Origin of the sequence: Paenibacillus sp. AR247, assembly GCF_002968895.1 — a bacterium.
In the GTDB taxonomy this organism is placed as follows: domain Bacteria; phylum Bacillota; class Bacilli; order Paenibacillales; family Paenibacillaceae; genus Paenibacillus_AQ; species Paenibacillus_AQ favisporus.
Genome location: NZ_PCZT01000009.1, coordinates 1,894,577 through 1,899,500, shown reverse-complemented (window position 1 = coordinate 1,899,500; position 4,924 = coordinate 1,894,577). Strand labels below are relative to the sequence as shown.

At 52.6% G+C, this 4,924-nt stretch carries 6 protein-coding genes and 3 pseudogenes; 4 read left to right on the top strand and 5 right to left on the bottom strand.

The features are described from left to right. Both CPT76_RS17340 and CPT76_RS17335 read left to right on the top strand, forming a co-directional pair. A partial coding sequence (locus tag CPT76_RS17340) for a phosphatase PAP2 family protein (protein ID WP_146116336.1) occupies positions 1 to 265 on the top strand: 265 nt, incomplete at its 5' end. A 117-nt stretch (positions 266 to 382) separates the two neighbouring features. Further along, positions 383 to 1,465, top strand: coding sequence for an AI-2E family transporter (locus CPT76_RS17335; protein ID WP_105444119.1), 1,083 nt, complete (start codon positions 383 to 385; stop codon positions 1,463 to 1,465). A gap of 39 nt (positions 1,466 to 1,504) precedes the next feature. Here CPT76_RS17335 and CPT76_RS17330 read toward each other — a convergent pair whose 3' ends face one another. Together CPT76_RS17330 and CPT76_RS39940 are read right to left on the bottom strand one after the other, a co-directional pair. Beyond that, positions 1,505 to 1,780 (bottom strand): hypothetical protein, encoded by a 276-nt coding sequence (locus CPT76_RS17330; RefSeq protein WP_105443725.1) that lies wholly within the window; start codon positions 1,778 to 1,780, stop codon positions 1,505 to 1,507. Between the two features lie 101 nt (positions 1,781 to 1,881). Then, a complete protein-coding gene (locus tag CPT76_RS39940; RefSeq protein ID WP_258168553.1) occupies positions 1,882 to 2,013 on the bottom strand; it encodes a hypothetical protein in 132 nt (43 codons plus the stop codon). Positions 2,014 to 2,259: 246 nt separating this feature from the next. On the opposite strand from CPT76_RS39940, the pseudogene CPT76_RS39935 reads away from it, so the two are divergent. Next, positions 2,260 to 2,439, top strand: a pseudogene (locus CPT76_RS39935) (aromatic acid exporter family protein); the annotation flags it as partial. A gap of 82 nt (positions 2,440 to 2,521) precedes the next feature. On the opposite strand, the pseudogene CPT76_RS39930 reads toward CPT76_RS39935, so the two are convergent. Both CPT76_RS39930 and CPT76_RS17310 read right to left on the bottom strand, forming a co-directional pair. Continuing rightward, positions 2,522 to 2,899: pseudogene (locus CPT76_RS39930) on the bottom strand (sensor histidine kinase); the annotation flags it as partial. A gap of 223 nt (positions 2,900 to 3,122) precedes the next feature. Continuing rightward, a pseudogene (locus tag CPT76_RS17310) lies at positions 3,123 to 3,521 on the bottom strand (winged helix-turn-helix domain-containing protein); the annotation flags it as partial. On the opposite strand from CPT76_RS17310, the gene CPT76_RS17305 reads away from it, so the two are divergent. Continuing rightward, the gene (locus tag CPT76_RS17305) at positions 3,402 to 4,406 is read left to right on the top strand and encodes an aromatic acid exporter family protein (RefSeq protein ID WP_146116263.1); all 1,005 of its coding nucleotides are present in this window, start codon (positions 3,402 to 3,404) and stop codon (positions 4,404 to 4,406) included. The pseudogene CPT76_RS17310 and the gene CPT76_RS17305 sit on opposite strands and share 120 nt — an antisense overlap. A 61-nt stretch (positions 4,407 to 4,467) precedes the next feature. Here CPT76_RS17305 and CPT76_RS17300 read toward each other — a convergent pair. Further along, the coding region (locus CPT76_RS17300; RefSeq protein WP_181152891.1) for a sensor histidine kinase at positions 4,468 to 4,924 on the bottom strand (457 nt) is incomplete at its 5' end.

Here is a 4,924-nt window from a genome sequence, read left to right as displayed (position 1 = left end):
ATTCAGCTTTCCGAGCGGGCACTCGATGGCTGCGTTCGCCCTGTACGGGACGCTGACCTACTTGCTGTGGAGGCATATTCCCGCGCTGGCCGGAAGAATTGCGATGATCGTTATCGGGGTGGCCCTGACGCTGCTGATCGGGATCAGCCGGATCTATCTCGGGGTGCATTATCCGAGCGACGTCTTCGGCGGGTATTTGGCGAGCGCAACGTGGCTGATGCTGTCCATTTATATCTTTGAAAAGTACTGGAAGCCAAGGCCATAGGCGCCAGGAAATGAAAACCGTACATCAGGCGGCAGAAACTTGCATGAAAACGCCTCGCTCGCGTAATATGATTTCATAAAGATCTTTTTAAAGGAAAGGGTGTATGGCTTCGGTCCGATGACGTCGCTAAGAGATTTTGTTCAACTGCCTGCCGTTAAAAAAGTGATGGTCCTCATTTTGCTCGTGCTGTTTTTGTATGTCTTCCGGAGCATGATGAACCTCATTCTGATTACCTTTATTATTACGTACCTGGTGAACCGGATTCATTCGTCGCTCACCCGGCGGTTTACGAACCGAATGGGAATCAGCAAGAAGATCGCCGTACTAATCATTTATGCCGTCTTTCTTGGAGCCCTGTCGATCGGAACCTATCAATACGCTCCGAAGCTGCTGGGTGAACTGAACGTGCTGATCAACCAGGTTATTTCGTTCTACAGCAAGCCGCTGGAGCTTACCGACAATAAAGTCATCGACTACGTGCTGGAGTACATCCATAAGATTGATATTTCGCAGTACGTCAAGCAGGGTTACAACCTGCTGACCGGAACGATCTCCAACATCGGCAAGGTCGGTATCAATTTTGCCATCGCGATCATCATGAGCTTGTTCTTTATGCTGGAGAAAGAGAAAGTGACCCATTTCACGGATAAGTTCAGAAGCAGCAAATTCGCCTACTTTTATGATGAATTAGCTTATTTCGGGAAAAAATTTACGTTTTCTTTCGGAAAAGTGATCGAGGTCCAGTTTTTGATTTCCATTATTAACGCAACGGCTTCCACGCTGTTTCTGTGGATCCTCGGATTTCCGAACCTGTTCGCCCTCGGGCTGATGATCTTCCTGCTCGGCCTCGTGCCGGTCATGGGGGTGATCGTCTCACTGGTGCCGCTGTGTGCCATCGCGTTCAGCATCGGCGGAGTGATGAAGGTCGTTTACGTCCTGATCATGGTGGCCGTCCTGCACGCTTTCGAGGCGTACGTCATGAATCCGAAGTTTATGTCGGATAAAACGCATCTGCCGATATTTTATACGTTTGCTGTACTGATCATCTCCGAGCACTTCTTTGGGGTGTGGGGGCTTATTCTCGGCGTGCCGGTGTTCATGTTCCTGCTGGATCTGCTGGAGGTGCCGGTCAACGGGCCGAAAGATGAACCCGGTGGAGCCGCCAGGAAGAACAAAAAAATACCACACAAAAAATCCTAACGGTTGAAGTTAGGATTTTATTGTGCGGATATCCTTGCGTTAGATATGCGAGTAGGAACCTGGCTGAGTGCGGTCCGAGTGCGGGCGGTACGTCCGCTCGGTAAACCGCTTCAAGGAAGCGGGCAGCTTCTGCTTGAGCTGATCGGCACGCTCCTGGGTCATTTTGCCGGCTTTGACGGCGGCATCGATTTTGGAGCTTTGGACGGCTGTCATCTTCTTGACGAGCTCGTCGCCGCTCCAGCCTTTTTTCTCCTTGGCGATCTGCTGCAGCGTTTTGCCCTGCTTCCATTCCTTGCTGAGATCCTGGACGCTCATGCCGAGCAGATCCGCAGCGTCTTTAAGCAGAATGTACTTGCGGCCGTGATGTCCATGGCGGATATGATGGCCGTTCTCCTTCCGTTCCTGATCCGGCGTAGCTATATGGGCAGATGGGGAGTCGCCGTTTGGGGAGTAACAGGCGCCGGGTCAGCGAAAGCGATGCCGTGGGATCCGGCGAACACGATGCAGGCCATCGTACCGGCCAGCAGCGCATTTTTGATTGGATTCATGTCAGTTCACCTCTTGGTTGAATTGGGTCATGCTTTATTTTTTCTGTCCTATTATGCGCCTGATTTGGAAAAACATACATGTATATTCAAAGATGCTGGGCCCTCGGCCCTGGCTGTAATATTTGGTTTGGTATCACAAAGGGCTTCACCGGGTAATTAATTCGGGAAGACGATACAATATGTACTATATAGAAAAAAGAAAACTTTAGCTCAATCTATACAACGATGGAATTAGGAGGGGTGAGCGTGACTTTTGGCGCGAGGATGTTAAAGACGGGAATCGCGGTTACCCTCGCTTTATATATCAGCATTTGGCTTAATTTGTCTTCGCCGGTGATGGCGGCTGTGGCGGCCATCTTTGCCATGCAGCCGTCGATTTACCGCTCATGGCGGTACTTTCTGGACCAGCTCCAGACCAATACCCTGGTTCCGCGGTCAGCTGACCGATCAGCTGCACGAGATCGATAGGGGTGCGGTGCAGCGGAATTTGACCGAAGCCCATCCGGGTATAGTCGAACAGATCGTTCACGAGCCGATTCATCCGTTTGGATTTTTCATAGGCGATATTGACATAGTACCGCAGCTCCACCTCGTCCTTGTATTTGTCTTCCTCAATCAGCCGGAGATAGCCGATGATCGACGTCAGGGGCGTGCGGAGATCGTGGGAAACGTTGGTGATCAGATCGTTTTTGGCCTGGGTCGCCAGACGCTCCTCCTCCCTCGAGGCTTCCAGCTGGGAGACCAGCGCGTTGATCTGCCCGGCGAGCAGCCCGAGCTCATCCTTGGAGCGAACCGGAATCTGGACATCCGTATTGCCGGAAGACATGCGCTGAACTCCGCGGATGATATTGGTCAAATTCCGGGTCGTGCCCCAGCTTAGAATCATGCAGTAAAAAATGAACAGCATAATGACGACGACGGCCTGCCACACGGAAAACCCAAAAATCCGGTTGACCCGGATGAGCGCTTCCACAAAGGGATACAGCGCTTTGAAATGATTGTCGTACACCGCCTGCAGGATCGGCTTGACGATCATCAGCGTGGCGAATGTCAGGGCGACGCTGAGGAAAAATAACGTGACGATTTTCCACTGCAGCTTGTTAAATATGCTACGCATCGATTTTATAGCCAACTCCCCACATGGTTTGGATCAGCTTGTAGCCCAGTTCTTTCTCCAGCTTGTCCCGGAGGTTGCTGATGTGAACCATGACCGTATTGTTGGAGACGTAATACTTTTCCTTCCAGACCCGCTGGAAAATTTCCTCGGCGCTGAACACTCTTCCCGGATGGGACGCGAGCAGATGGAGAATATCGAATTCACGGCCGGTGAGCTGTACGTCGGTCCCGCGGGCGGTCACCTTATGGGAAGTCCGGTTGATCTCCACATCGTGAATCCGAAGGGTGGAATCCGTCTGTTCTTTCGGTTCATTATATTGAAAAGAACGCCGGAGGAGCGTTTTGACCCTCACGGTCAGTTCCAGCGGATTAAACGGCTTGATCATGTAATCAATACCCTGGGAGCCGTTCTGGCACTGCTGGCAGGCCAGGTGTTCTCGAACGAGCCGATTGCCGTCGGCCTGGTGTGCATCCTGGTCATCATGATATGCCTTAAGCTGAAGATGGGCGATACGATCGGCCTGACGCTGGTGACGGTCATTGCCGTGATGGAGGCCTCCGGGCAATGGCAGTTTGCGCTGACCCGGTTCTCACTCAGCTTGATCGGCATCGTTTCGGCCTTTTTGATTAATATTTTGCTGTTTCCGCCGAAGCCCAAGCAGCAGTTTATCGGGCAGATCCAAAATACGTTCGACCGGATGTCGCTGCTCATGCGAACGGCCATTTCGGACGAAATCAAGGAAAATGTGTTCCGTGACAAAAAGCGCGAGCTGGAGGATGCCATCAAATCGCTGTCGAGCAAATATCAGCTGTTTGAAGAGGAGCAGAAGAAGATGAAGCGGGCCTCCTTCAGCCAGACCCGGCTGCTGGTCGTCTATAAGCAGATGCTGAATGCTCTGCGGAAAGGGCGCGAAGTGCTGGACGCGGTGGAGGAGCATTATTTCCAGTCGGACCGGGAAGCCGGCACCGACCGGATCTTTGACGAACAGCTGGAGCGGCTGATCAAGTTTCACGAGCACATCCTGCTCAAATTCGAGGAGAAGCTCAAGCCGAACTGCCTGGAAGCTTCACAGCTGGACCAGGAAAACACCGCGTTTATCCAGGGCGTGCTGAGCCTGGCCATCGAGGAACCCGAAGGCAGGCTGCGCCTATCCATCGTGGGGGCCACGATGTACGATTACGGGTATCAGCTGGAGCGGCTTAACCGATTGGTCGAGCATTATCACAAAACCGATGACGATGAATCCGGATTTTGGGCATCGTGGATTAAAAAATAAAAGGAAAGCATAAACCCCGGTCATCTGCGGCAGAGAAGCAGTTGACCGGGGTTTTAAGTTGCTAAGCCTTCAGATCGATCAGCGGCAGCTTCACGATAAACGCCGTTTCCGCCGTGTTGCTCGATGCATAAATCTGTCCGTCATGAAGCTCGATGATGCTCTTGACGATGGCCAGCCCCAAACCGGCGCCTCCGGTGTCCAGGGAACGCGATTTCTCGACGCGGTAGAAGCGTTCGAAAATATAAGGGAGGTCCATCGGCGGGATCGGCGGTCCGTAGTTGATGACCCGGACCTCGGCCTCCTGCTCCGACTTCTTCGCCTCGACCCGAATCTCCTTCCCGTCATTACCATAGCGCATCGCATTGGTAATGAGGTTCTCAAACGCCTGCATGATCTTGTCGCCATCGGCCTGGATCATCAGCTTCTCCTGCGGCGGCGAGAAGACGATCTCCATGTCCTGGTTGCGCAGCTGGAGCGAAAATTCCGCGGTCAGCTGACCGATCAGCTGCACGAGATCG